Raw genomic sequence first — 26516 nt, 5'->3', positions numbered from 1 at the left:
TCTTCAAGTCTCAGGTTCAAGCATGATCGTCGCCAGCGGCGGCAAGGTGATCGACGCAACGATGCTGCCGCCGGCGTTGACGGCCTGCACGCGCCCGCCATTTCCCTTGCCGCTGCCGCCGTAGATATCGGCATCGGTATTCAGGATTTCCCGCCAGCGGCCTTCGAGCGGCAGGCGGATGGAATAGTTCTCGCGGTAAGCCGGCGTGAAATTGGTGATGACGGCGATCGGCTTGTGTTCCGGTGCCTTGCGCAGCCATGCAAAGACGGAGTTTTCGTGATCGTCGGCGATCAGCCATTCGAAACCGTCGCCTTCGCAATCGCGCGCGTGCAGCGCCGGCTTGGAGCGGTAGGTGAAGTTAAGGTCGCGTACGAGGCGGCGCATGCCTTCGTGCATGCGGTATTGCAGCAGGTTCCAGTCGAGCGAGGTTGCCTCGCTCCATTCGCTCCATTGCGCAAATTCCTGGCCCATGAAGAGCAGTTTCTTGCCGGGGTAGCCCCACATGAAGGCATAGTAGGCGCGCAGGTTTGCGAATTTCTGCCAGTCATCGCCAGGCATCTTTGCGATCAGCGAACCTTTGCCGTGCACGACTTCGTCATGGGAGAGTGGCAGAACAAAGTTTTCCGAATAGGCGTAGAGCAGGCCGAAGGTCAGTTCGTTGTGGTGATGCCTGCGATATATCGGATCACGCTTCATGTAGCTCAGCGTGTCGTGCATGAAGCCCATGTTCCACTTGAAGCCGAAGCCGAGGCCGCCTTCATGCACCGGCTGCGAGACCTTCGGCCAGGAGGTCGATTCCTCGGCAATGGTCATGACGCCCGGGTGCTCGGCGTAGATGCGGGTGTTCATGTCCTGAAGGAAGCGGACGGCCTCGAGGTTTTCGTTGCCGCCGTATTCGTTCGGAATCCATTCGCCGTGGTTGCGCGAGTAATCGAGATAGAGCATCGAGGCGACGGCATCGACACGCAGGCCGTCGAGATGGAATTTCTCCGCCCAATAGAGCGCGTTGTTGACGAGATAGGATTGAACCTCCGTACGGCCGAAATTGTAGATCGCCGTATTCCAATCCGGGTGGAAACCTTTGCGCGGATCCTCATGCTCGTAAAGTGCGGTGCCGTCGAACCAGCCGAGGCCGTGTTCGTCGGTGGGGAAGTGCGCGGGCACCCAGTCGAGAATGACACCGATGCCGACCTTGTGGCAGCCGTTCACGAAACGCGCAAAGCCTTCCGGTTCGCCGAAGCGGGCGCTCGGCGCGTAAAGGCCGGTGGTCTGGTAGCCCCATGACGGATCGTAGGGATGTTCGGTGATCGGAAGGAATTCGATATGGGTGAAGCCCATGTCGACGCAGTAGGGGATGAGGCTGGAAGCAAGCTCGTCCCAGGAGAGGAAGGAACCATCCTGGTGGCGCTGCCATGAACCGGCATGCACCTCATAGATCGAGATCGGCTGGCGGCGCTTGTCGGTTTCGCTCCAGTGTTTGAGGTGGTCTTCGTCCTGCCATTCCTGCAGAAGTTCAGGTGCAACGACGGAGGCCGTCTTCGGACGAAATTCGCTGCGCCGCGCAAAAGGATCGGCTTTCAGCGGCAGGAGAACGCCGTCATGGCCGCGGATCTCGAACTTGTAAGGGACGCCCGTCGGGACATCCGGCGCAAAGATTTCCCATATGCCGGCGCTGGCGCGAAAACGCATCACATGTCGGCGTCCGTCCCAATTGTTGAAATCGCCGACGACGGAAACGCGCTGGGCATTCGGCGCCCAGACGGCAAAATGGATTCCCTGCGCGCCTTCGTGCTTGATCCAGTGCGCCCCCATCTTGTCGAAGAGGCGGAGATGCGAGCCTTCACGCGCGTAGTAGTCGTCCATCGGGCCGAGCACGGGGCCGAAGCTGTACGGGTCTGTGACGGCCCATTCCGCATCGTCGCGCCGGGCGCGGTAGCGCACCGGCTGCCGTTTCGCCAGCGCGACCGGGCCAGCGAAAAAGCCATCCGGATGGAGCTGCGTCAGTTCGCCAATGACGCTGCCGTCGAGCGTCAAGGCGGTGACTTCTTCGGCGCCGGGAATGAAGCAGCGGGCAGCGTAGCTGTCACCTGCCTCATGCACGCCGAGCACAGCAAATGGATTAGCGTGCGAGCCGGCAAGGATTGCCGTTATTTCGTCTGCCGAAATTTCCCAGGGACGCTTTACTTCAAGCGCGACTTTCGGCGTTTTCATCCGGCTCTCCAGATTTCATCGGCATACTGCCGGATCGTGCGGTCGGAGGAGAACCAGCCCATTCGCGCGGTATTGTTGATGGTCTTGGCATACCAGGAGGACGGCTTGTTCCAGATCTGGTCCACGTCCCGCTGGGCGGCTGCATAGGCGTCGAAATCGGCGGCGACCATGAACCAGTCGTGCGAATAAATGCCATCGATCAGCTGGGCGTAGCGATTGCGGTCATCCGGCGAGAAGACGCCGCCGGCAATCGAAGCCAGCGCCTGCGACAGTTCCCGGGAGCTTTCGATGATGGCGCGTGGGTTGTGTCCATCGGTGCGGGCATCGGCGACTTCATCGGCGCGCAGGCCGAAGATAACGATATTGTCGGCGCCGACATTGTCGCGCATTTCGACATTCGCCCCGTCCAGGGTGCCGATCGTGAGCGCTCCGTTCAAACCGAACTTCATGTTGCCGGTGCCGGAGGCTTCCATGCCGGCCGTCGAAATCTGCTCGGAGAGGTCGGCGGCGGGCACCATGACCTCGGCAAGCGAGACGTTGTAATTGGGCACGAAGACCACTTTCAGGAGGCCGCGGACGGCCGGGTCGTTGTTGATCGTGCGGGCGACGTCGTTGATGAGCTTGATGATGAGCTTGGCATTGTGATAGCTCGGCGCCGCCTTGCCGGCAAAGAGCTTCACACGCGGCACCCAGTCGAGTTCGGGATGCGAGCGGATCTGGTCGTAGAGAGCGACCGCCTCGACAACGTTGAGCAATTGGCGCTTGTACTCGTGGATGCGCTTGATCTGAATGTCGAACATCGCGGAAGGATCAAGCTTCACGCCCATGCGGCTGGCGACAAGATTGGAGAGCGCCACCTTGTTCGCGCGCTTCACGGAGCCGAACTTTTCCTGGAAGCTCGGATCGGTGGCGAATTTTTCGAGCGGCTTGAGCTTTTCGGCGTCATCCATGAATTCGTCGCCGATCGCCTCGCGGATAAGGCTGGTGAGCCCGGGGTTGCATTGCTGCAGCCAGCGGCGTGGCGTGATGCCGTTCGTCTTGTTGTTGATGCGGTTCGGATAGAGCTTGTGCAGGTCCGCAAAGACCGTGACCTTCATGAGTTCGGTATGCAAGGCGGATACGCCGTTGATCGAATGCGAGCCGACGAAGGCGAGATTTCCCATCCGCACCCGGCGGTCGCCGCTCTCGTCGATCAGCGAGATCGCCCGGATTTCGGTGTCCGAGAAGTTCTTTTCCCTGCGGGCCTCAAGCAGAATCTTGGCATTGATCGCGTAGATCAGCTGCATGTGACGCGGCAGCAGCCGTTCGAAGAGCGGGATCGGCCAAGTCTCGAGAGCTTCCGGCAGGAGCGTGTGGTTGGTGTAAGAAATCGTGCGGCGGACGATATCGAAGGCCTGCTCGAAATCCATGCCGTGAACGTCACAGAGCAGGCGCGTCAGCTCGGCAACCGAAACGGCGGGGTGCGTGTCATTCAGCTGGATCGCCACCTTGTCCGGCAGCGATGTGAAATCGTCATACTGCTGCAGGTGGCGGCGCAGGATGTCCTGAAGCGAGGCGGAGGAGAAGAAGAATTCCTGGCGAAGGCGCAGCTCCTGTCCGGCGGGCGTCGCATCTGCCGGATAGAGCACGCGCGTCAGGCTTTCCGCCTTGTTGCTTTCGCGCAGAGCACCGATATGGTCGCCGGCATTGAAGGCGTCGAGCAGGATCGGGTCGATCGGCTGGGCCGACCAGAGACGCAGCGTGTTGACGCGCTTGCCGCGCCAGCCGACCACCGGTGTGTCGAAGGCAGCGGCGATGACGCGCTCTGCCGGCTTCCAGACATAGCGCGGCTCGCCTTCGGCGTTGTTGGCGACGTCGACGGTGCCGCCGTAGCCGATTTCATAGGCGCTTTCGCGGCGTTCGAATTCCCAAGGGTTGCCATGCGCGAGCCAGCTTTCCGGCAATTCCACTTGCCAGCCGTCGGCAAGCTGCTGACGGAAGAGGCCGTGGACATAACGGATGCCGTAGCCATAGGCCGGCACTTCGACCGTTGCCATGCTTTCCATGAAACAGGCCGCGAGGCGCCCGAGGCCGCCGTTGCCGAGAGCAGCATCCGGCTCGAGGCCGGCGATCACGTTGACATCGACGCCGAGGGAGGCGAGTGCATCGCGCACCTGCTCCATCAGGCCCATGTTCGTGACGGCATCGCGCATCAGGCGGCCGATCAGGAACTCAAGCGACAGGTAGTAAACGCGCTTGTCGCCTGTCGCGTAGACCTTGCGCGTCGACTCCATCCATTTGTCAATGATGCGGTCGCGAACGACGAGGATAGTCGCCGTCAGCCAGTCATGCGGCTTGGCAACTTTTGCATCCTTGCCGATGCGGTAAGTCAGGCGTTCGATGATTTCTTCGGCTAGAATTTCCGGGCGGGAACTGCGCGGGGCGGGAGAAGGGATGGTCGGCTTGGAAACGGGGTTCATCGTCATATCTCGCCAATTTTGATTTAGTTTCAGTGCGTTACGTCTGACGAAGCCGACTTTGCACGCACGCCGGTCACGGCAGTTTATGCATCGTTACCAAGCACTTGCAACAAGGGATTTAGCGAAAGCAAAAATTTGCGAAACCGTCGTGTTCACCGGCATAAGGGACTTGATTTCAATTGGTTTTCCCGGTCTGATGCGCGAGATTAGCCCTAAACGAAAAGCCGCCCCGGTTTGTTCCGGAGCGGCTTTTCCTTGAAAGGATGAGCGCCGAATTTTATTGGGTCAGGCGTATGTTCTGTTTGGCGGCCGATGAGCCGATTATCTTAAAGGCCGCGACGAGCGAGGCCATGTTCTCGGCTGCGAAATAGGTTGAAGAGCTCGTCGCGCAGTAGCTTAGCAGCGCCTTGCCGCGATCGGGAGCCATGAACGCAACCGTATAGACCGTGATATTTTTGTCGCGCGCCAAGTCGCACCATTTTTTCGTTTCAGTATCGGCTGAAATGTAATTGTTGTCGCCGTCCGTCATGAAGACAATGTATTTGTCGGGCGTCAGGCCGTTCTTGTTCAAATGCGCTGTATTCTCGGCCGGGTCGATAATCTTGTCATATGCCGTCTTAAAGGCATCGCTTGAATCTGTCCCGCCTGTCGCGGTCAGAGCGTTGACGTAGGTTGACACGGCAGACGTTCCCCAGGCCAGATTCAACGCCGACTGCATTGCGATATTGTAAGAGACGCTGCCGGTGCGGACGTATTGCAGATTAGGATCGGCGGTATTCAACTGGGTCAGCAGGCTCGAAACGGCCAGCTTCAATGCCTGGATCTTGGTGTAGTAGTCCGTAACGGTTCGATCGCAGGTCTTTGGGTTGTTTCTCGAGCCGCAGTTGTAGCTTTCCGTGTACGTATGCGAGGTCGTAGTATCCTCGGCCATCGAGCCCGAACGGTCGAGCACGAGATACATCGAGAGCGAGCTCTTTGTGACGGTGTTTTCGGTGCTGCTCTCCGTCTTGGACAATGAGCCGATTTCCGTGCTTTCCTTGCCCAAGATGCGCATCAGCGCGCTATTGTCCATGTTGTAGGCAGTTTTGACCTCAACTTTGTAAGTCTTGCCGCCCGAACCGGATGCGGTTTCTGTGACAACAACAGACATTGCATCCTTTAGGGCCGCGATGGTGTCCGAATCGTCAATGTAGTTTGACATCTGGCCGATGACAAAGTTCTTGGCAAGCTCCTTGGCACCGTTCACATCGACCTTTTCGGCGACGAGCGCGGAGGCTGCAGCCAGCGCAGCCGAATCGGAGGCTTCCTGCAACTGACGTTGCGAAAGCATCATGTTGGATACATCGACGGCGAGCCCGGCGGCGCCAATCGCGACTGGCATCAAAATCGCCGTCATCATGGCGAAATTGCCGGAACGATCGCGTAAGACGCGCGCAATGTTGGCGCGCAGAAAAGATATGGGAGACATCATGTCACCTGCAACAAGAGAGGGTTTATGCTGTTTTCATATCTACAGCGCGGTTGTTACCACAGGTCTTAAGGTAATCGTTAAAATTGCAGATACCTTGCGATTTTGGGACATGATCTACTGCGTTTGCCGGATAACCTTCTCGCCAAGAGGACAGCTGGCGCTTTTGCGCATTAACGTCTGTGGCGACGGGTTCTGCGTCAGTCCTACACACTTTCCCTCGCCATTGGCACATTCCGGCACAGAGGCCAGGAAGACATGCGGATGCTTCCGCCAAGGTCGGTTGATTTCGGGATTCAGGCAGTCAAAAACATATGAGACAGGGTTTCTCTTGCTGGTCGCGAGGCTCCAGGAAGCAGCGGCTATTCCTGTCTTCCGATCACTTGATCGGAATAACGTCGACGGCCTGCACGGCGCGATGGCCGCCGTAGCTTTTCAGCACGCCGATGACAGGGGCAACGTCGGAATAGTCGCGGCCATAGGCGACGACGATGTGGTCGGTGCCGGCGGGCATGTCGTTGGTCGGGTCGAGTTCGATCCAGCCCAGGGTTTCACCGCACCAGACACGGACCCAGGCATGCATGGCGTCAGCGCCTTCGAGCCGTTCCTTGCCGGGTGGTGGGATCGTCCGCAGGAAGCCGGAGACATAGCCTGCCGGGATGCCGAGGCTGCGGAGCGCCAGGATCATCACATGGACGAAATCCTGGCAGACGCCGCGCTTCAGGGTGAAAGCGTCGAGAGCCGTGGAATCTACCGTCGTTGCTTCCGTATCGTAGGTGAAATCCTTGTTGATGCGGGTGCACAAGGCATTGGCGATCTGCAGCACGGTAAGGCCGGGCGGCGCGCAGTCCCGGGCATAGTCCGAAATGGCGCGGGTTTCCGTGAGACGAGGGCTGCTGGCGAGGAAATGATGCGGAGAGTCAGGCTCCAGCGACCAGACGCCGGCGACCTCCTTCGGCAGGCGGTCGAGATCCGGCGAGAAATCGGCGGCGATCGAACGGCTATCGACCTGCACGCGGGCCTGCATGCGGATATCCAACGTCTCGTGCGGCGACCGCAGCAGGATGGATGTTGCCGGATGGAGGAAGAAATCGGTGAAATGCGATTGCTCGTCCGGCGACGGAGATATGGTAATCGAGCCTGCGACCAGCCGCTGCCGGTCGGGCAGCGAAAGCGGCATCAGCCGAATGATGTGACGCGCTCCGGAAGCCGGCGTGTCGTAGGTGTATCCCATGTGAAGGGTGAGGTCGTAGAGCACGGCGGTCACCCGAGGTAGGTCTGGGCGAGAAGGTCGGACAGCTGCTCGAGCTCGCGTTCAAACTTCTTGTAGAACTCGCCGGTCATCGTTTCCGGCGTCATGACGGCGAGGCCGGAATGCAGGCGCATGGCCTCGCGGTAGAATGGCGACATCTGGCCGTTGACGAAGGCGTTCGGCAGCTGCTCGACCTCGCGATGGATCTCGTTCATCTGGAAGAGAACCGAACGTGGGTTTAGCGGGTCGAGCGCCAGAAGGTCCGTGACGGTCAGGCGGGCGGTGTTGACGTTGTACCGGCGGCGGTGGGTCATGACGCTATCGCCGATTTCGAGCAGCATATCCAGCGCGCCATCAGGGGCATCGGGGCCGGACATGTGGCCGAGAAGACGCGTCATGTGCAGGCCGCGCTCGATATAGCGACCGAGCGAGAGGAAGCGCCATCCGGTGAAGCGATACATGTTTTCATGCACGAGACCTGCGAAGCCCGCGAGCTTGCGCAGCAGGATCGTCATGGCATGGCTGGCGTCGTCGCCCGCTGCAACGCTGACATGGAAGCGGTGCGCGGTCTTGGCTAGGTCGTTCAGGGCCAGCCAGCCATCCGGCGAGAACCGGTCGCGGATATTACTGGCGGAATAGACGGCGCTGTCGATGTTGCGCAGCAACGTTTCGGGCACGGCTTCTTCCGTGCCGATGTCGACGGCAGCGAGATATTCCGAAACATCGGCAAGCAGCGGCTGACTCGGATCGGCAGCTTCGGCGTAACGCGCGTGCCAGGCGCGAAGGATGCGCAGCGCTCCTTCGGCGCGCTCGATATAGCGGCCGAGCCAGAAGAGATTGTCGGCCGCCCGACTTGGCAGGCTGCCCGGCATGTTGCGGGTGAAGCTTCCTTCGGCAGGCAGAAGGGTATGGCGCTCGACCGGCTTGTCGCTGACGATCCAGACGTCTGCCGCCGCGCCGCCCGACTGCATGGCGATCGCAGCGGCGTCATCGCCGGCGCCGATGCGGGCAAAGCCGCCCGGCATGATCTGCCAGCCATTCGCCGTGCGAGCGGCGAAGACGCGAAGCGACATCGGCCGCGGCGTCAGCTTTCCGTCTACCCAGGCCGGCGTCGTCGACAGCGTGACGACTTCCTGGCCGACGAGTTTCGGGCCGTCGGAGTTCAGCCAGTCGGTGATCGAATCCTTTGCCGTTGCGCGCAGCGACGAGCCGAGGACGGACTCGCCGCTATCGTCGAAGAAGGGAGCGCGCGAATAGGCGGGACCGATCACCATCTTCTCGATGTTCTTCGCGACGTGTTCGCGCTCCTCCTTCTGCCCGCACCACCAAGTGGCGATCGACGGCAGGTACAGTTTTTCGCCAAGCAGGCGGCGACAGATCGTCGGCATGAAAGCGAGCAAGGCGCGCGTCTCGAGGATGCCGGTTCCGAGAGCATTGACGATCGTCACCGATTCAGCACGCAGTGCCTCGACCAGACCGGGGGTGCCGATATGCGAGTTCTGGTTCAGCTCCAGCGGATCGGCATAGGCGGAATCGAGGCGACGCCAGAGGACGCCGATCGGCTTCAGGCCGGCCACCGTGCGAACCATGACGCGGCCGTTGACCACCGTCAGATCTTCGCCTTCGAGCAGCATGAAGCCGAGATAGCGGGCGATATAGGCGTGTTCATAGTAGGTTTCGTTTGCCGGTCCGGGGGTCAGAACGCCGATGCGGTCGTCGCCGGAATGTTTCATCGTCTGCAACGCATCGCGGAAGGCGCCGAAGAAGGAGGCGAGACGGTGAACCGGGGTTTCGGCATAGATATCGGAGAAGGCGCGCGTGGTGGCAACGCGGCTTTCAAGCGCGAAGCCTGCACCTGACGGCGCCTGTGTACGGTCGGCCAGAACCCACCAGTTTCCGTCCGGGCCGCGGCCAATCTCGAAGGCGCAGAAATGCAGGTAGTGGCCGGTCGCCGGCTTTACGCCTGCAAGCGGGCGTTGGAATTCCGGGTTGGCGGCGATCAGGCCAGGCGGCAGGAAGCCTTCGTCGACCAGCTTGTTGTCGCCATAGATATCGGCAACGATCGCCTCAAGCAGATCGGCGCGCTGTACCAGGCCGGCCGAAAGCGCCTGCCATTCGCGCTCGTCGATCAGGACCGGGATATGCGACAGCGGCCAGGAGCGCTCGCCGGTGCCCTTGCTGCCATAGGCGCGGTAGAATACGCCGGCATCGCGCAGATAGCGGTCGGCTCGGGCGAAGCGCTCGGTCAGTTCCTTCTCGGGAATTGCCCCGAAACCCGCAAGAAAGCGCTGCCAGACCGGGCGGATGGCGCCGTTGTTGCCGACCATCTCGTCGGCAATGCCGGGCAGGGGCGCATAGCCGAACGCCGCATCGTTGCCGCCGCGGCTTGGAACCTCGTCCCTACGTTTCTCCATTGCCGGTTTCTTGCCCATTAAAACCTAGCTCGTCAAATGCCTGCCGGCCTGCGGAGATCCAGCGTCAGCGGGAATTCCGGCGAACCGATCTCGGCGCGCGGAATGAAGCCGCCCGCCGTATGTCCCCACGGTTCGAATCGGGAGAGCCGCCTTGCTTCCGCTTCGTTGCCGTTTACCGGGAAGGTGTCATAGTTGCGCCCGCCCGGATGGGCAACATGATAGATGCAGCCGCCGATCGAACGCTTCGACCATGTATCATAAATGTCAAACGTCAGCGGCGTATTCACCGGCAGGACCGGATGCAGGCCCGAGGCCGGCTGCCACGCCTTGAAGCGGACGCCGGCGACGGACACGCCGGACGTCCCTGTCGGTGTCAGCGGCACCGTTCGGCCGTTGCAGGTGACGGTGTAGCGCGAGGAATTACTGGTTTCGAGGCGAACCTGAAGTCGTTCGACCGAGCTGTCGACATATCGAACGGTGCCGCCAATCGCGCCTTCCTCGCCCATGACGTGCCAGGGTTCGAGCGCCTGGCGAAGCTCGAGTTTCGAGCCCTCGTATTCCACTTCGCCGCAGAAGGGGAAGCGGAATTCGAGTTGTGCCTTGAACCACTCCGGGCTGACCTCGAAGCCGTTTTCTTTGAGATCGGCAAGCACATCCAGGAAATCGGCCCAGACGAAATGCGGCAGCATGAAGCGATCGTGCAGGGAAGTGCCCCAGCGCACGAACTTGCCGTCGGCGGGATTTTTCCAGAAGCGGGCAATGAGGGCGCGGACCATCAATTGCTGAGCGAGCGACATGCGCGCATTCGGGGGCATTTCGAAGCCGCGGAACTCTACGAGACCGAGACGTCCGGTCGGCCCATCCGGCGAAAACAGCTTGTCGATGCAGATTTCCGCACGGTGGGTGTTGCCCGTCACGTCGATCAGGAGATTGCGGAACAGGCGGTCGGTCAGCCAGGGAAGCGGCGACGGGCCGCGGCCGGGTGCGGGCACCTGGGCGAGGGCGATTTCCAACTCGTACAGGCTGTCGTGCCTGGCCTCGTCGATGCGCGGCGCCTGGCTGGTCGGTCCGATGAACATGCCGGAGAAGAGATAGGAGAGCGAGGGATGCCGCTGCCAGTGCAGCACGAGGCTCTTCAGGAGGTCGGGCCGGCGCAGGAACGGGCTGTCGTTCGGATTGGCGCCGCCGACGACGACATGGTTGCCGCCGCCCGTGCCCGTGTGACGGCCGTCGATCATGAACTTGTCGGCGCCGAGACGCGTCATCCGCGCTTCTTCGTAGATCGCGGTGGTGATTGCGACGCAATCCTGCCAGTTCGAGGCGGGGTGGATATTCACCTCGATGACGCCTGGATCCGGTGCGACACGAATGACATTGATGCGCTCGTCCTGAGGCGGCGAATAGCCCTCGATATGGACGGCAAGCCCAAGTTCGGCCGCTGCGTTTTCGGCGGCTGCGATGAGTTCGAGATAGTCTTCAATGCGCTCGACGGGCGGCATGAAGACGCAAAGCCGGCCGTCGCGCGGCTCGACCGATATCGCCGTGCGAACCGCGCCGCCGATTTCGCCGAGCGTCTGTTCCACACGGCTCTGGCCGCTCTCGTCGCGCTGGAAGGAGGCCTCCGGCATGGCGCGGCCGGCGGGCACGAAAACTTCGGGCAGGGGCTGGCGCGGGATCGATGGGTCGGCGATGTGGATATAGGGATATTGCGATGGCGGCACGTAAGGGAGCGTACCAAGCGGCAGACGGTATCCGACAGGGCTGTCGCCTGGGACGAGGAAAATCTTGCCGCGCCGGGTCTGCCATTTCTCGCTGATCCAGCGGTGCCCTGAGGCCTGAGCATTCCAGGCTTGAACGGGAAGGATATAACCTGTCGGAACCGTCAGGCCACGTTCGAAAACGCGGGCGATGCGGTTGCGTTCTTCCGGATCCTTCAGCTTGGAATTCGACGGATCGACATTTTCGGGAAGGCTTCCCTCCTTGACGATCCACTCGGCGGGATCCTCATAGGCCGGCAGCACCATATCAGGCGTAATCGCCAGCTCGCGCGCGATGCCGGTGAGCAGCCGCTCGGCGTCTTCCGCCTTGGCGACGGTGTCCGCGCCTTCTACTGCGATCAAATCCGGATTCTGCCAGATCGGCTTTCCGTCCTTGCGCCAGTAGAGTGAGAAGGTCCAGCGCGGCAGGCTTTCGCCGGGATACCACTTGCCCTGTCCGTAATGCAGGAAGCCGCCCGGGGCGAAGCGCTGGCGAAGCCTGCGGATCAGGCTGTCGGCTTTCTCCCGCTTGGTCGGGCCCACGGCGGCGGTATTCCACTCTTCGGATTCGAAATCGTCGATCGACACGAAAGTGGGCTCGCCGCCCATCGTTAAGCGCACATCTTCTGCTTTGAGGATACGATCCACTTTTTTGCCAAGTGCGTCGAGCTCGTTCCAGCTCTCCTCGGAGAAGGGCTTGGTGATGCGCGGATGTTCGGCGACACGGGCGACCTTCATGTCGAAGGCGAACTCGGTATTGGCTTCGCCGAAATAGCCGCCGGAGATCGGGGCGGCGTTGCTATAATGCGGGGTTGCGGCGAGCGGGATGTGGCTTTCGCCGGTGAGCAGCCCGGATGTCGGATCGAGGCCGACCCAGCCGGCGCCGGGTAGATAGACTTCGGCCCAGGCATGCAGGTCGGTGAAATCGACCTCCGTACCGGAGGGGCCGTCAAGGGCCTTCAGGTCGGGCGTCAACTGAATGAGGTAGCCGGAGACGAAGCGGGCGGCGAGGCCGAGGTGACGGAGAACCTGAACGAGCAGCCAACTCGTATCACGGCAGGAGCCTCTGGCGCTTTCAAGCGTGTCCTCCGGCGTCTGGACGCCGGCCTCCATGCGGATGACATAGCCGATCTGCTGCTGCAGGCGGGCGTTGAGGCCGACGATCATGTCAACGGTCGGCTGGCCCGGCGAATAGTCGAGCGTTTCGAGGAAAGCCTTGAGCCGCGGGCCGGGGGCCTCCGGTTTCATGTAGATCGAGAGGTCTTCCTGGATCGTCTGCGGATAGTCGAAGGGCCATCTGGTGGCCTCTTCTTCGACGAAGAAGTCGAAGGGGTTGTAGACCGTCATGTCGGCGACGAGATCGACCTCGATCTTGAATTCGGTCACCGGGTCGGGAAAGACATAGCGGGCAAGATAATTCCCGTAGGGGTCCTGCTGCAGGTTCACGAAATGGTTCGACGGCGTGACCTTCAGCGAATGACTGAGCACGTGCGTTTTTGAATGCGAGGCGGGCTTGAGGCGGATGACCTGCGGCCCAAGGCGGACCGGCCTGTCGTATTTGTAGTGCGTCAGATGATAGATACTGGCTTTGATCGACATATTTTGCCTTGTCCGACGCCACATCGTTATGCGGCATTTGCTGTTCCCGACGCGATAGTGTGCAATGCAACGAAAGAAAGCAAGGCGGAAAGGTTAACGCCGCGAAGCCTTTACGACACTTTTGCAAAGGCGACGGCGGCTTTGAGCCCCTTGCCGCTGGTCGCAGGCGAGAGCGTGAGCGTCGCATTGAAAAGATTGGCGATTTCCTCGACGATCGGGAGGCCGAGGCCGGCGCCCGGCGCCTCGGAGTCGTTGCCGCGCGAAAAGCGGCGGCGCACGGCGTCGAGCTTTTCCGGCGCGATACCGGGACCATTGTCTTCAACCTCGAGGCGTACGGTTTCGCCATCCTGCGCAATCCGCACGGTAACCTCGGCGCTCTTGCCGGCATATGCGATGGCGTTGCCCGCAAGATTGCGCAGCAGCTCGCCGATCAAAAGGGGTTCGGCGCGGATCATCGCATGTCCATCCCCCTCAAAGCCGAGATCGATACCGGCCTCCGCGGCTTGAGGGATCAGTTCGCCGGTAATCTCCTGGGCGATGGCGGCGATGTCGATCGTCGAGGCCGCCAGGGCCTCCTTGGCTGTTGCGGCGTCGATCTTTGCCATCAGCAGCAGCTGGGCGAGAATGCGTTCGGCGTGCGCGACGGCCTGGTCGCCTTTCAGGGCCGAGTCCTGCGCTTCAGGCAGCGTTGCGGCGCGGGCGGAAAGCGCGAGCTGAGTTCGGATGATGGCAAGCGGTGTGCGTAATTGATGGCTGGCATTGCCGGTGAAATTCCGGAGCGCGTCTAGGGCTGACTGCAGGCGCACCATGAAGCCGTTCACCGTATCCACCAGTGGCTGCACCTCGCTCGGTACCGATTGCTCGATCGGATGCAAGTCGTCCGGGCTGCGCTCGCCGATCGCGTCCCGGAGCTTGTAGAGCGGGCGGAGCGCGACCGTGACCGAGATCCAGACGATCACGGCTGCACCGGCGATCATGAAGGCAAGGCGGACAGCCGAACGGAAAAGGATCGCGCGTGCCAGCTGACGGCGGGCGATCGTCGTTTCCGCGACGGTGACAACAAACGGAACCGAGCGGATGCCGGTTGAGGCGGAGCGCTCCAGCGTCGCGACGCGGATCGGCTCGCCGCGGAAAATATCGTCTGCGAAGACGGCTGCGTCGCCCTTGGTTTCCTTGAGAACCGGAAGCGCCTGGTAGCCGGTAATGAATTTGCCGGGCGGACCATCGACGCGGTAGAACACCCGGTCCTGAGCGGCCGATGTCAGCATTTCCAGCGCGACATAGGGAATGTCGACTTCCAGAGCGCCGTCTTCTGCCACGACGACGCGCTCGGCAATGGCGAGCGCCGAACCGGCAAGCACACGGTCTGAAACAATGTTCGAGGTCTCGACCGCCTCCCGGTATGTGTCGGCGAGCGCCAGCGTGCCGATGATGGCGGTGGAGATCAGCAGCCAGAAAAGCAGCCGGCGCCTCAGCGAATAGGCGGCTTTCATGAGGCCTCGGGAAGCTTGTCGAGATAGTAGCCGATGCCGCGCGCGGTCTTCACGGTCAATCCATGCGGTGCCAGGCGCTTGCGCAGCCGGCTGACATATTGCTCGATCGCATTGGTGGAAATGTCATCGTCGAAGGCCGTCAACGACTGGGTGATTGCCTCTTTGGACACGACTTTGCCGGCACGCATGAAGAGGATTTCAAGCAGTCCGACTTCGCGAGCGGGAATATCAAGCTGCATATTGCCGGCGGAAAAGGTGCGGGACTTGAGGTCGAAGGACACGCAGCCGTACATCACCGTCGCCGAATGCAGGCCCGCCTGGCGCCGGAGCAGCACGCGCACGCGCGCCTCGAATTCGGTAATGTCGAAGGGCTTGATAAGGTAATCGTCGGCGCCGAGGTCGAGGCCTCTGACCCGCTCCTCCGGCGCTCCGCGTGCAGTCAGAATTAGGACGGCCGCCTGGTTCTGCCGGGCGCGCATGCTGCGCAACACGTCCAGCCCGTCCATCTCGGGCAGGTTGAGGTCGAGGATCACGAGATCGAAATTTTCTGCCGCGATGACTGCATTGGCGGATGCGCCGTCGTGGACGACATCGACGGCATGCCCCGTACCGCGCAAGATCGCGGACAGGCCGTCGGCCAGCGCGATATTGTCTTCGGTAAGGAGAATGCGCACGGGTGGTTTCCTGTTGTTCAACAAAGAAGATTACAGCCCGTGAATGGGGATGTCATCAGCGGCAAAAGAAAACCCGGCGTCATTCAATCAACGCGAGTTTGGCGGCCTCAATTGCTCTATTCAGCGACCTCCCGGGGTTGTTCCTCCTGCGCTGCCAGCAGGAGTTTCTGGAAGCGCTGGTCGCTGCGGATGTTATCCAGATCGGAGTCGTTATCGAACCATTTGATGTGGTAGACCGAGCTTCGCGGCATCAGCCTCTCCAGAATATCAATCGCTTCGTCCACGTCGCCGAGGACGGAGTAGACGCAAGCGAGATTGTATTGCGCAACGATGTCGTCGGGATCGATCGCGATGGCGCGGGCGGCCCAATCCCTTGCCCTCGCCCTGTCTCCGAGATGCGCCAGCGCCAGGGCGCCGCGATGGGCCGGTCCTGAATTTTCCGGACTGAGATTCAGTGCGCGTTCCGCTCGCAGCAGCCCGAGCTTGGCCCAGTTTTCCGTATCCGACATGCGGCCGAGCGAGCGGTGGGCGCTCATCAAATGAATGGGTGAGACATAGTCGTCCGTGCGGATGTGCGCCGCGCGCGTGAAGTAGCGGACGGCGTTGGCGAAATCGCCGCGCATGAAGAAGAATCGCGCATAGTGGAAGTTCGCTTCATAAAGATTGGGTTCAAGTGCAAGTGCCCGCTCGAAGGCTGCAATGGCCTGCTGATCCTGGCCGTTCTGATGCAAGGCCAGACCTCGGGAGGCATGGGCCTCCGCGAGATCAGGATCGAGTTCGAGGGCGCGGGCGCTCATCTGCAGGATGGTTTCGAGAGGGACATTTTCAGGGTCCCAATCGCGTATGGCCGCATCGCAATCGGCAATACCCGCATAGGCGCGCGCATAATCAGGATCCAGCTCGACAGCCTTGCAGAACATCCTGCGGGCAAGCTGCAGATACGACTTCGTCCAGGTGTGCGATAGCTGGCGGCCTCGCAGGTAGTAGGTATAGGCCTCGATATTGGCCGTGGGTTCGGCGGCGATGGCCTTCTTCTCGGCCGGCAGGAGCCGGATCTTGAGCTGGCCGACGATCGAATTGGTGATCTCGTCCTGGATCGCGAAGATATCGGTGAGATTCCGGTCGTAGCGATCGGCCCACAGATGGTCGCCGTTCGCCGTATCGATGAGATGGCCGGATATGCGCACACGCGCGCCGGCGATGCGGACGCTACCCTGGAGAATGTATCGCACGCCAAGTTCGTGGGCGAGCTGCTTTACCTTCAGCGAACTCCCTTTATAGGTGAAGACAGTGTGCCGCGGCACGACGTGCAGACTCGATATCTTGGAGAGGTCGGTAATGATGTCTTCCGTGATGCCGTCCGCGAAATACTCCTGCTCGGGATCGCCGCTCATGTTGGTGAAAGGCAGAACGGCAATAAAGCAGGTATTGCGGGTTTGGTCGTCCGACGCACCGGCCGTTGCAGAAGGCGGATCGAGGAGAACCGTGAACACCGACACAGTCTGCTTGATGTTCTTCAGAGATTGCTCACCTTGGAACTCGAAACCGATATTGAGGCGCGTGCCGACCTGATCGCGAACCGAGCCGGAAACGACAATGCCACCCGGCGAAGCAAGGCGCTCGAGCCGAGCAGCGACGTTTACGCCGTCGCCGAAGACGTCGTCGTTCTCGATGACAACATCGCCGAGATTGATGCCGATCCGCAATTCGATGCGCTGATCCTGCGGGACGTCTTTGTTGCGCACAGCCATCTCGCGCTGGATTTCGACAGCGCAGGCGACAGCGTTTACCACACTTTGGAATTCCGCGAGCATTCCGTCGCCGGTCAGCTTGAAGATGCGCCCTTTGTAGTCGGAGATCCTGACATCGATCAGTTCGCAGCGGTGGCGGTTGAGCGCCTGCAGGGTACCGGTCTCGTCGATACCCATCAGACGGCTATAACCCACCACGTCGGCAGCGAGTATGGCACTCAGCCGTCGTTCCAATATCCCCTCCATACGGTTGTCTAAATTAGCTTAGCGTCTTTTAATGCTCTTGTCGCGTTGCGAGACAGCGCCCGCAATTACTCGTCCTTGCCCGCTGAAGCGTGGTGATGCATTCTGCGCTCATGAGGAGACTTCTTGTTCTGCTGCTTCTGCTCTGTCCCGGTTTTGCAGCCGCGGATCAGGCCTTTTATCCCGCGAAATCCGGCAAGGCTGATGCGCGGGTGCTGACGGTTTATTCCTCGCTCGACGAGCCTCTCGCCCAGCCGATGATCCATGGCTTTCAGGAAGCCAATCCGGATGTCGCCGTGCGTTATGAAGACATGCTGACGGGCGAGATCTATGACCGGATCGTGCGGGAGACGGATGCCGGGAAGAAAACGGCGGACTTCGCCTTTTCATCAGCGATGGACCTGCAGGTCAAGCTCTCCAACGACGGCTATGCGCAGGTCAGCAATCTGCCGATGAGCGGACAATGGCCGAAATGGGCAAACTGGCGCAACACGGCCTATGCACTCACCTTCGAGCCGGCCGTCTTCGTCTATCACAAGCCGAGCTTCTTGCATGAACCGGTGCCAAGTTCACGGGCGGAATTCGTCGATTACCTGAAGCGCAAAGGCAACGCGGTTTACGGCCGCATCGGCACCTATGACATCGAACGCTCCGGCGTCGGCTTTCTGTTCATGGCGCGCGACCAGGAGCAGTTCGGGGACATCTGGTCGGTGATCCGGGCGATGGGGGCTGCGGGCGTCAAGCTCTATTCGACGAGTTCGGCGATCCTGGAGAGGGTAGCCGACGGGCGCTTCGTGCTCGGCTACAACATTCTCGGCTCCTATGCGGCGGACTGGGCGTCGCGGCACCCCGATGTCGGCATCGTGCTGCCGAAGGATTATACAGTCGTGATGTCGCGCATCGGGCTGGTGCCGCAGGCTGCCGCGGAGCCGGAACTCGGGCGGCAATATCTCACCTTCTTCATGTCGAAGGAAGGACAGACGATCATGGCCCGAAAACTCCAGATCCCGGCGGTCAGCCCCGAGGTTGCGGGCGAGAATACGGCCAACACCATGCAGGAGCTTCTCGGCGCCCAGCTCAGGCCCGTTCCGGTCAGCCCGGGCCTGATGGTCTATCTCGACCAGGTCAAGCGCGCGCGGCTGATCGCCCATTGGAACGAGGTGCTGCGGACACAGTAGGTGGGATAGCGTTCGCGCCTACCTGCTTTATTGGAGCGGATTTGGGATGCACGCCACCGGCATAACCGGGCGCTCATGCTTGAATTACGGCAAAAAAGTGTCCTTGGTGCTGGATATCCTGCCGATGTCAGCTAAATGACAGCTTGATGTGGTGCGGTTCTGGTACTTCTCTTCGTGGAGGCGGAGAGTAGACGTTTCGGGAGGAGTCTCCGTCGCTATTGCGGACCATCAATGTCCGCTGCCCGGCAACGCTTCTCGATTCCCTTGAGAACAATACGCGGCGCTCACCGCGATCACGGAGGACACATCGTGAAGCATACTTTCCTTGCTACGCTTTTCGCAGCCGCTATCGCGCTGCCGGCCTATTCGGCCGACTACACCATCATGGCGCCTGCCGCACCCGGCGGCGGTTGGGATCAGACGGCCCGCTCGCTGCAGACCGTCATGCAGAAGGAAGGCATCTCTGGCAATGTTCAGGTTCAGAACGTTCCGGGCGCCGGCGGCACCATCGGTCTGGCGCAGTTCGCCAGCCAGAATAGCGGCAATCCGAACGCCCTGATCGTTGGCGGCTATGTCATGGTCGGCGCGATTCTCACCAACCAGTCACCTGTCACGCTGAAGGACGTCACACCGATCGCTCGCCTGACCGGCGAGTATGAGGCCATCGTCGTTCCGGCATCGTCCGACATCAAGACGATGGGTGACCTCGTTGCCAAGCTGAAGGCTGATCCGGGCTCGGTGTCCTGGGGTGGCGGCTCGGCCGGCGGTACCGACCACATCACGGTCGGTCTCATCGCGAAGGCCTCCGGCGTCGATCCGACGAAGATCAACTATGTCGCCTTCTCGGGCGGCGGTGAGGCGCTTGCCGCTATCCTCGGCGGACAGGTGACGGCCGGCATTTCAGGCTATGGCGAGTTCGAATCGCAGGTGAAGGCCGGGCAGCTCCGCCTGCTCGCCGTCTCGAGCGATAAGCGCATTGACGGTGTCGACGCTCCGACGCTGAAGGAATCTGGCGTCGATGTCAGCGTGCAGAACTGGCGGATGGTCGCCGCCGCTCCCGGCCTGACGCCTGAGCAGACGGCTGCCGTCACCGCTGATTTCGACAAGCTTTCCAAGTCGGCAGGCTGGCAGGAAATCCTAAAGACGAAGGGCTGGGCCGACACATACCTCGCAGGCGATGCCTTCAAGGCGCAGCTCGAGAAGGACGTCTCCGCAACCGAAGGCATCCTCAAAGAGATCGGGCTTGTTAAATGAGCAGGGGCAACGCACCCTTGGCAACGAAGCGCCGCCCGGATTGGGCGGCGCTGATCATTGCTATCTGTCTTTTCGTCGTTGCGGCCGTCATGCTTTGGGACGCCACGCATATGAGAGCGATCGCCCAATATGCTCGCATCGGCCCGGCTACCGCGCCCAAGGTCGTGGCGTTCGGGTTGATCGGCCTCGGCATCTGGACCGTCTTCGAGGCGTTGCGCAATGAGTTTCCCGAGCGGGAACATCAGGAAGTCGCTCCCGTCATCTGGATTGTTGCCGGTCTTGCAGCGCAAATGCTGCTTCTGAAGACGGCCGGCTTCTCGATTGCCACAGGCATTCTCTTTGCCTTCACGGCGCGCGGCTTTGGGCGTCGCAAGCTCTGGCTTTCGATCCCGGCGGGTATCGTCTTCAGCTTCGTCGTCTGGATCATTTTCTCGCAGCTGCTGCAGCTTACGCTGCCTGCCGGACCCTTCGAGAGACTCTTCTTCTAGGATTGGATGCGATGAGCACCTTCGAATTCCTCTTCCAGGGCATCCTGGTCGCCATGCAGCCGATGAACCTTCTTTATGCGTTCGTCGGTGTCACGCTTGGCACCGCGGTCGGCGTTCTGCCGGGCATCGGCCCGGCGCTGACCGTTGCCCTTCTTCTCCCCGTCACCTACAAGCTCGACCCGGCCGGTTCGCTGATCATGTTTGCCGGTATCTACTACGGCGGCATGTATGGCGGCTCGACGACCTCCATCCTGCTCAATACGCCGGGTGAAAGCGCCTCGATCGTGACTGCGCTCGAGGGTAACAAGATGGCGCGCGCGGGTCGCGGCGGTCCGGCGCTGGCGACAGCGGCGATCGGTTCGTTCGTGGCCGGCCTCATAGCCACGCTCGGCCTTGCCTTCATCGCGCCCTACATCGTCAAACTGGCGCTGATCTTCGGGCCGCGTGAATATTTCGCTCTGATGATACTCGCCTTCGTGACCGTTTCGTCCGCTTTCGGCGATTCGGCGCTTCGCGGGCTGACGTCGCTTTTCATCGGCTTTGCGCTGGCGATGGTCGGCATCGATCAGCAGACCGGCCAGGCACGTCTTTCCTTCGGCATTCCGGATCTTCTGGACGGCATTGAAGTGACCACGCTTGCGGTTGCCATGTTCGCGATCGGGGAGACGCTCTATATCGCAGCCCAAGGCAATCGCGGCGAGGACAAGGTCGAAGCGGTCAAGGGTTCTCTTTGGATGACGGCCCAGGATTGGGGCCGCTCCTGGAAGGCATGGCTGCGTGGTACCTTGATCGGCTTCCCGATCGGTGCAATGCCGGCTGGCGGTGCCGAAATCGGCACGTTCCTCTCTTACGCGACCGAGAAACGCCTGGCGAAGAACCCCGAAGAATTCGGTCACGGTGCGATCGAAGGCGTAGCAGGCCCGGAGGCGGCAAACAACGCATCGGCAGCCGGTACGCTGGTGCCGCTCCTGACGCTCGGCCTGCCGACGACGGCGACGGCGGCGATCATGCTCGCCGGCTTCCAGCAATACGGCCTGCAACCCGGTCCGCTGCTGTTTGCGAACAATCCGCAGCTCGTATGGGGCCTGATCGCCAGCCTGCTCATCGCCAATGCCATGCTGCTGGTTCTGAACCTGCCGCTGATCGGGCTTTGGGTCCGCCTGCTGACGATCCCGAAGCCCTGGCTTTATGCCGGCATCCTGCTGTTTGCGACGCTTGGTACCATCGGCGCCAATCCCTCGGTGTTCGAGCTCGGCATGCTGCTCGCGTTTGGCGTACTTGGCTATATCATGCGGCTCTTCGGCTATCCGATCGCCCCGGTGGTTGTCGGCTTGATTCTCGGGCCGCTTGCCGAACAGCAGCTCCGACGGGCGCTCGCCATCAGCCAGGGCGATGTGACGACGCTTGTCACGTCGCCGATCGCAGCCGGGTTGCTGATCGTTGCGGCTGCGGCCTTCATCATCCCGTTGATCTTGAGAATACGCGGCCGCGGCGAAGTTCTTTCGCAACTTGCTGCAAGCGAAGACTAAAGAAGAATAATACTGCTCGAACCCTTTCTTGCGGCCGGCCCTGAAACATGGGCCGGCCGCTTGTTTTTGCATGGCAGGCCTGAAATCCCGTCACTTGTGGAAAATGCTGCAGCGCATCATATATGAGGTGTCAATAATGAAGCCAAAGCGAGAAAGACAATGTCCTCCTACAGCAAGTCCATTCGGGAAGGTTTCTTCGGCCGTGCCTTCGCAGTCATCGGCGCCGCAAATGCTGTAAGCGCTGCATTCGAAGCGGGTCGCCGTCCGAAGCCCCGGGACCTCAAGGTTCTCGGTATCGCACCGGACGCCTTCGACCATTTCGGCCGTTAATTTCCCGATACATCACGCATGAAACAGCCCGCAACCGGTTGGTCGCGGGCTTTATTTTTGTCCGTCAGGCCGCAACGCATGCAAACGCTGCGGCTTCGGAAATGTCAGGCCTCCAGCCGCTCGCGGGCAGGTGAATGGACTTCGGCCTGCGCCTTCGCTGCTTTCGCACGGGCTTCCTTCCGCTTGTTGTGGCGGATCGAGGACCAGAGCGAAACACCGATGAGCGCTGCACCGCCGAGACCGGTGACGACTTCCGGAATGTGGAAGAGGGTCTGGACGTACATGATGATCGCAAGGATCAGGATCGCGTAAAACGCGCCGTGCTCCAGGTAGCGGTAATGCGTCAGCGTTCCGTTTTCGACGAGCATGATCGTCATCGAGCGTACATACATCGCGCCGATGCCCAGACCGATGGCGATGATGAAAAGGTTCTGCGTCAGGGCGAAGGCGCCAATGACGCCGTCGAACGAGAAGCTTGCATCCAGAACCTCAAGATAGATGAATGCGCCAAGCCCACCGCGTGCCGCTTCTGCCATGGCCTTTTGCGAGGCGTCCAGCAGTGCGCCAATGACTTCGACCACCAGGAATGTGACAAGACCGTAGATCGCGCTGTAGACGAAGGTCGTCGATTCTTGGCCTTCAAGCAATGAAGCGAAAGTGAGGATCAATAAGAGAACGAAGGCGATTTCGATGCCTTTGACCGTGGCACCGCGCGACATCAGTTTTTCAACAGAGACGATCCAATGGACGTCCTTCTCAGGGTCGAAGAAGTAAGAAAGGCCGACCATCAGAAGAAAGGTCCCGCCGAAGGCGGCGATTGGCAGATGGGCTTCGTTCATGATGCGCGCATATTCAGCCGGTTGCCGTGCGGCGAGGATCACGGCGTCGATCGGGCCGATACTTGCGGCTATCGCCACGATTGCCAGCGGAAAGACGATGCGCATGCCGAAGACGGCAATGATAATGCCCCAGGTCAGGAACCGATGCTGCCAGACAGGCGTCATTTCCTTGAGCTTGTTGGCGTTTACGATCGCGTTGTCGAAGGAGAGGGAAATCTCCAGCACGGCCAGAACCGTGCAGATAAAGAAGATAGTCGCCATGCCGCTGATCGTGCCGGTGGACTGCCAGCCCAGCAAAGCGCCGAGCGCCAGGCCAACGGCCGTGATGATGAAAGCCCAGCGGAAATAGCCGAGCGTGGATTGGTGGCTGATGGGTTGCTTCATGGCCGCACCTCTTTGATGCGGACATCGTTCTTGAAGGATGATGTGAGTGAAAAACGCGGCATATCGTAAGGGATATGCGCGCGAGGCATTGTGAGCTTTTTCATCGAGTGAAAATCCGCCGGCTATTTGCAGGCGGTACCGACATCACGAGAGCGCCGTAAAAACTCTCGCCAGAGGGGCCCGGCACCAGTGTTTGTCCGGCAGCCGATGCTTTTGCACGGGGGGCAACCATGCGCATCGTTTTGGCCGCGGACAGCCTTCTAGGTAGTCGACCTGTGGCGCCAGTCAAGGCGGCCACAGTCTGCGCCGAAGCTTTTCTTTGGAACCATGCAGTCGCCCGCCCGTTAGGCTCTGGTTGAGGCAATGGAACGCCATTGCCGGCGCGATAAAAAAAGGAGGGACCACGAATGCAAACTTCGACCCATTCTCCCGACAAGCGTACGGAAGCGGCAGACCGCATGAAGCGGGCAAAGCCGAACCGCATGCAGAAGGTGCAGGTGCTGCCGCCGCACCATGTCGATCTGACGCTGCCGCAGACGCCGATGGACGACATTCACGTTCCGGCTCATGTGACCGGCGGCGATCTTTCAAAAGGCGGTCCAGACCTTGCAGGCCGCAAACGGCGCGCCGAATGATTTTTCAGGCGGCGCGGGAACCGATGTCGGGGCTTTTGCATTTAAGGCCCGGACAAAGATGTGAGGACTCCATGACGACTGATCTCGTGCCGCAGGACATCTATCTGAAACACGAAAACGAGTGGCAGGCTCTCAAAGAGGCCTCCGAGAACGGCATTGATATCCAGAAGCGCGAAACGGCATCCGGAATTATTGCTCATGGCGAAACGAGCGCGCCTGGAGACAAGGACAATTCAAGAGGGAAGACTGGCTAATTCTCATCGCCGACAAAGCGCGCCCGGCATGCCGGGCGTTTTTTATGAGTCGGCATCGTCTTCGGGTGGCGGCTGCTTTCCAGAATTCCGCTCCAGGCGCTGCTCCATCTTACCCAGAGCAAAGAGCACGCAGACTGCTGCCGCCGTCGCGAAGAAGGCGACCGGCCAATAGCCGAAGCCCAGGGCAAGGCCGATCGCGCCTGAGAGCCACATGCCTGCTCCCGTCGTCAGGCCCTTCACCCTGCCTCTGGAAAAGACGATCATGCCCGCGGCCAGAAACGCGACGCCCGCCGTCACGGCCTCGATGACGCGCAGCGGGTCGATGCGGACCTGCTGATCGTTGGCAAAGCCCGGCATATGCACGGATTCGATGGAAATGATGCCGAAAAGCGCTGCCGCAAGACTCACCAGAATATGGGTCCGCAGACCCGCTGCATGGTTTTGCGCCTCGCGTTCGAAGCCGATGATGCCGCCCAGCACAATCGCGCCGATGAGCCGGGCAAAGATCACCGGGTAATGAATACGGGATTCAGGGAACATGTCGGCAAAAACGATATCCATGGAAAAGGCGCTCCCTTCGGTGAACATTTCTTCGCGGAGCTAACGTCTTCTGTGGCTCTTTGTTCGTCCGCTTCGACGTTGCGGCTCCATGCCAACCTTTCGGAAAGGATTGGGAGGCGATAATCGGCCCATCACGGGATTCGGACCAGATGGCTAGAACTGCAACTCGCGGCCGCCGCCGCAAATCATCCGCAAAATCGAAGGGCAGGGGCCATGGTGGAGCCTTGCCCTGGCTCTTCGCCGGTGTCGTTGCCGTAGGCAGTATCGCGCTTTACGACAACTGGAAGAGCGTGCGCCCGATTCTTGCCTCACGGGCGCCGGACACAGCCGCGATTACCGCTGCAATCAAGGCGGATTCGCCGAAAGCGGCTGTCGCCAAGAGCGCGCCGAGGCAGGCCATTGCTTCGCAGCCGCAGCGTCCCGTGCCGCCCGAAGCCGTTCCTGTTCCTGCCGCGCAGCCTGTGAAGCTCTCCTCAACGGCGACCTCACCCGCCGGCCCGCAAAACGCGCGCGCCGCCTTCGGCTATTGTGGGCAGGGGGAGCATATGAACTGCGTCGGAGACGGTGGGATATTCTGGTACAAGGGCGAGAAGATCCTGGTCGCGGACATGGTAGTGCCGGATGTCGGCGCCGCGCGTTGCGAAGGCGAGCGGAGGATCGGCTTTGCCGCAAAATCGAGGCTGCTCAAATTTCTGAATGCCGGGCCCTTCATCATGAACGCTGCCGGCAAGCCCGACAGTTCCGGTGCGCCGCACGTGATTTCGCGCGGCGGCCGCTCCTTGGGCACTCAACTGATTACCGAGGGTCTTGCCCGCAAGCCTGGCGCCGCCGGTGGGTGGTGCGCCTGAGGTCTATTTCTGCTTCGGAGCCTTACCGCTGGTGCGGAAACTGCCGGTAAAGGCCGTATCCTTGCTTTCCGCGGAGCATTCGATCACGACCGGCTTGCCGCCGTAAGGGTTGCCGAATGTGCAGGTGCCTGCCACCTTGACCTGGCCCGTCATCTTCTCGCCGACGCCGGTTGTCACCATCTTGAGCGGAATCCTGGCATTGCCATTAGATGCCGGCTTGATCGCGGTGCCATCGCCCTGGAAGCCAAGCATCTTCCCGCCTGAGGTGAAGATGAAGGTCACCTGGCCGTTCGGCAGTCCCACGCTGGCGAGTTCGCCCTTGCAGCCCTTCGTTGCATCCACGTTGCCAACGACGAGCTTTGCGCATTTGCCTGTAAGTGTCGAAACGCCGGCGCCTGGAAAATTCTGGGAGGCGGCGTTGGCGCCGGAGGCGAAAGCTGCGGCGGAAAGCGCCGCAGCTGCAATCACTGTCAGTCTCATCTGTTCAGGAATCCTGTCATGCTGGTTTACCGGACGGGGGTCGCATGTTTCTGTGTCCGAAATTTGCCGCGCTCAAAGAAAACGGGCCGCTGCAGGGATAGCGGCCCGTTCCGGGAAGCGTGGCCGTCAACAGCGACGGCCGGCCTCTGTATCTTACCTCTTGCTTGCGCGGGGCCTTCGCCCATTCAAACGCTCAGTGGCACCGGCTGGCGTCCTCGACGGCCCAACCGAAGCGCCATGCCTCGTAGCGGGCGTACCAGACTTCAAGCTCCCAAGCATCACGGATCGGCATCAATTCCGGTCGCGACATGGGATTGTCGCTTAAAGCGTAGCCGAGGATCCGGTCGCGTATTCCGCGCTCCTGCATGTCGAGCAGTTCTTCGATATTCATCGCTTACCCCCAACCGCCGGCCCC

At 60.9% G+C, this 26516-nt stretch carries 20 protein-coding genes and 1 pseudogene; 8 read left to right on the top strand and 13 right to left on the bottom strand.

Annotated elements, in window-relative coordinates; genetic code table 11:
* Nucleotides 1–3 precede the first annotated feature (3 nt).
* The 9 genes from glgB to QA644_RS16325 form a co-directional block, all read right to left on the bottom strand.
* A complete protein-coding gene (glgB, locus tag QA644_RS16365) occupies nt 4–2211 on the bottom strand; it encodes a 1,4-alpha-glucan branching protein GlgB (RefSeq protein WP_283069558.1) in 2208 nt (735 codons plus the stop codon).
* The gene (locus tag QA644_RS16360; RefSeq protein WP_074070433.1) at nt 2208–4670 is read right to left on the bottom strand and encodes a glycogen/starch/alpha-glucan phosphorylase; all 2463 of its coding nucleotides are present in this window, start codon (nt 4668–4670) and stop codon (nt 2208–2210) included. Before QA644_RS16360 ends, glgB begins: the two co-directional genes overlap by 4 nt.
* A 277-nt stretch (nt 4671–4947) precedes the next feature.
* A complete protein-coding gene (locus QA644_RS16355) occupies nt 4948–6138 on the bottom strand; it encodes a TadE/TadG family type IV pilus assembly protein (protein ID WP_283069556.1) in 1191 nt (396 codons plus the stop codon).
* Nucleotides 6139–6517: 379 nt separating this feature from the next.
* Complete coding sequence (locus tag QA644_RS16350) at nt 6518–7405, bottom strand: transglutaminase family protein (protein WP_074069676.1); 888 nt, start codon at nt 7403–7405, stop codon at nt 6518–6520.
* Nucleotides 7402–9822 (bottom strand): circularly permuted type 2 ATP-grasp protein, encoded by a 2421-nt coding sequence (locus tag QA644_RS16345; protein WP_283069554.1) that lies wholly within the window; start codon nt 9820–9822, stop codon nt 7402–7404. Before QA644_RS16345 ends, QA644_RS16350 begins: the two co-directional genes overlap by 4 nt.
* Before the next feature lie 14 nt (nt 9823–9836).
* Nucleotides 9837–13160, bottom strand: a complete 3324-nt coding sequence (locus QA644_RS16340; protein WP_283069553.1) for a transglutaminase family protein — start codon at nt 13158–13160, stop codon at nt 9837–9839.
* 110 nt (nt 13161–13270) lie between these two features.
* Nucleotides 13271–14653: a sensor histidine kinase gene (locus QA644_RS16335; RefSeq protein ID WP_283069551.1), complete on the bottom strand. Its 1383-nt coding sequence runs from the start codon at nt 14651–14653 to the stop codon at nt 13271–13273.
* Nucleotides 14650–15327 (bottom strand): response regulator transcription factor, encoded by a 678-nt coding sequence (locus QA644_RS16330; RefSeq protein WP_039846099.1) that lies wholly within the window; start codon nt 15325–15327, stop codon nt 14650–14652. The genes QA644_RS16335 and QA644_RS16330 overlap by 4 nt, the downstream gene beginning before the upstream one ends.
* Before the next feature lie 116 nt (nt 15328–15443).
* A complete protein-coding gene (locus tag QA644_RS16325) occupies nt 15444–17312 on the bottom strand; it encodes an adenylate/guanylate cyclase domain-containing protein (RefSeq protein WP_074069671.1) in 1869 nt (622 codons plus the stop codon).
* Between the two features lie 140 nt (nt 17313–17452).
* On the opposite strand from QA644_RS16325, the gene QA644_RS16320 reads away from it, so the two are divergent.
* The 5 genes from QA644_RS16320 (at nt 17453) to QA644_RS16300 (ending at nt 22100) form a co-directional block, all read left to right on the top strand.
* Nucleotides 17453–18499 carry an ABC transporter substrate-binding protein gene (locus tag QA644_RS16320; RefSeq protein WP_074070431.1) on the top strand — a complete coding sequence of 349 codons (1047 nt, stop codon included), beginning with the start codon at nt 17453–17455 and terminating at the stop codon, nt 18497–18499.
* Between the two features lie 309 nt (nt 18500–18808).
* A complete protein-coding gene (locus tag QA644_RS16315; protein ID WP_283069549.1) occupies nt 18809–19753 on the top strand; it encodes a tripartite tricarboxylate transporter substrate binding protein in 945 nt (314 codons plus the stop codon).
* Nucleotides 19750–20241: a tripartite tricarboxylate transporter TctB family protein gene (locus tag QA644_RS16310; RefSeq protein WP_022715865.1), complete on the top strand. Its 492-nt coding sequence runs from the start codon at nt 19750–19752 to the stop codon at nt 20239–20241. Before QA644_RS16315 ends, QA644_RS16310 begins: the two co-directional genes overlap by 4 nt.
* A gap of 11 nt (nt 20242–20252) precedes the next feature.
* The gene (locus QA644_RS16305; protein WP_039846994.1) at nt 20253–21770 is read left to right on the top strand and encodes a tripartite tricarboxylate transporter permease; all 1518 of its coding nucleotides are present in this window, start codon (nt 20253–20255) and stop codon (nt 21768–21770) included.
* A gap of 159 nt (nt 21771–21929) precedes the next feature.
* Complete coding sequence (locus tag QA644_RS16300) at nt 21930–22100, top strand: hypothetical protein (RefSeq protein ID WP_166677317.1); 171 nt, start codon at nt 21930–21932, stop codon at nt 22098–22100.
* A gap of 104 nt (nt 22101–22204) precedes the next feature.
* Here QA644_RS16300 and QA644_RS16295 read toward each other — a convergent pair whose 3' ends face one another.
* Nucleotides 22205–23323 (bottom strand): DUF475 domain-containing protein, encoded by a 1119-nt coding sequence (locus QA644_RS16295; protein WP_194728194.1) that lies wholly within the window; start codon nt 23321–23323, stop codon nt 22205–22207.
* 407 nt (nt 23324–23730) lie between these two features.
* Between QA644_RS16295 and QA644_RS16290 the strand changes: the two genes are divergently transcribed.
* Together QA644_RS16290 and QA644_RS16285 are read left to right on the top strand one after the other, a co-directional pair.
* The gene (locus tag QA644_RS16290; protein WP_283069543.1) at nt 23731–23958 is read left to right on the top strand and encodes a hypothetical protein; all 228 of its coding nucleotides are present in this window, start codon (nt 23731–23733) and stop codon (nt 23956–23958) included.
* Nucleotides 23959–24029: 71 nt separating this feature from the next.
* Nucleotides 24030–24212 (top strand): hypothetical protein, encoded by a 183-nt coding sequence (locus QA644_RS16285; protein WP_283069541.1) that lies wholly within the window; start codon nt 24030–24032, stop codon nt 24210–24212.
* Between the two features lie 42 nt (nt 24213–24254).
* Here the strand turns inward: QA644_RS16285 and QA644_RS16280 are convergent, their stop codons facing one another.
* Nucleotides 24255–24773 carry an MgtC/SapB family protein gene (locus QA644_RS16280; RefSeq protein WP_239596952.1) on the bottom strand — a complete coding sequence of 173 codons (519 nt, stop codon included), beginning with the start codon at nt 24771–24773 and terminating at the stop codon, nt 24255–24257.
* 149 nt (nt 24774–24922) lie between these two features.
* Here QA644_RS16280 and QA644_RS16275 point away from each other — a divergent pair, with 149 nt between their 5' ends.
* Nucleotides 24923–25621 (top strand): hypothetical protein, encoded by a 699-nt coding sequence (locus tag QA644_RS16275; protein WP_239596954.1) that lies wholly within the window; start codon nt 24923–24925, stop codon nt 25619–25621.
* Between the two features lie 3 nt (nt 25622–25624).
* Here the strand turns inward: QA644_RS16275 and QA644_RS16270 are convergent, their stop codons facing one another.
* Complete coding sequence (locus QA644_RS16270; RefSeq protein WP_039846091.1) at nt 25625–26101, bottom strand: hypothetical protein; 477 nt, start codon at nt 26099–26101, stop codon at nt 25625–25627.
* 208 nt (nt 26102–26309) lie between these two features.
* A pseudogene (locus tag QA644_RS16265) lies at nt 26310–26492 on the bottom strand (CrpP-related protein); the annotation flags it as partial.
* Nucleotides 26493–26516: the final 24 nt, after the last annotated feature.

The sequence above is a fragment of the Rhizobium sp. CC1099 genome (assembly GCF_029714385.1).
In the GTDB taxonomy this organism is placed as follows: domain Bacteria; phylum Pseudomonadota; class Alphaproteobacteria; order Rhizobiales; family Rhizobiaceae; genus Rhizobium.
Note: the sequence above shows the minus strand (reverse complement) of the source record. Positions and strands in the feature narration are given on the sequence as shown.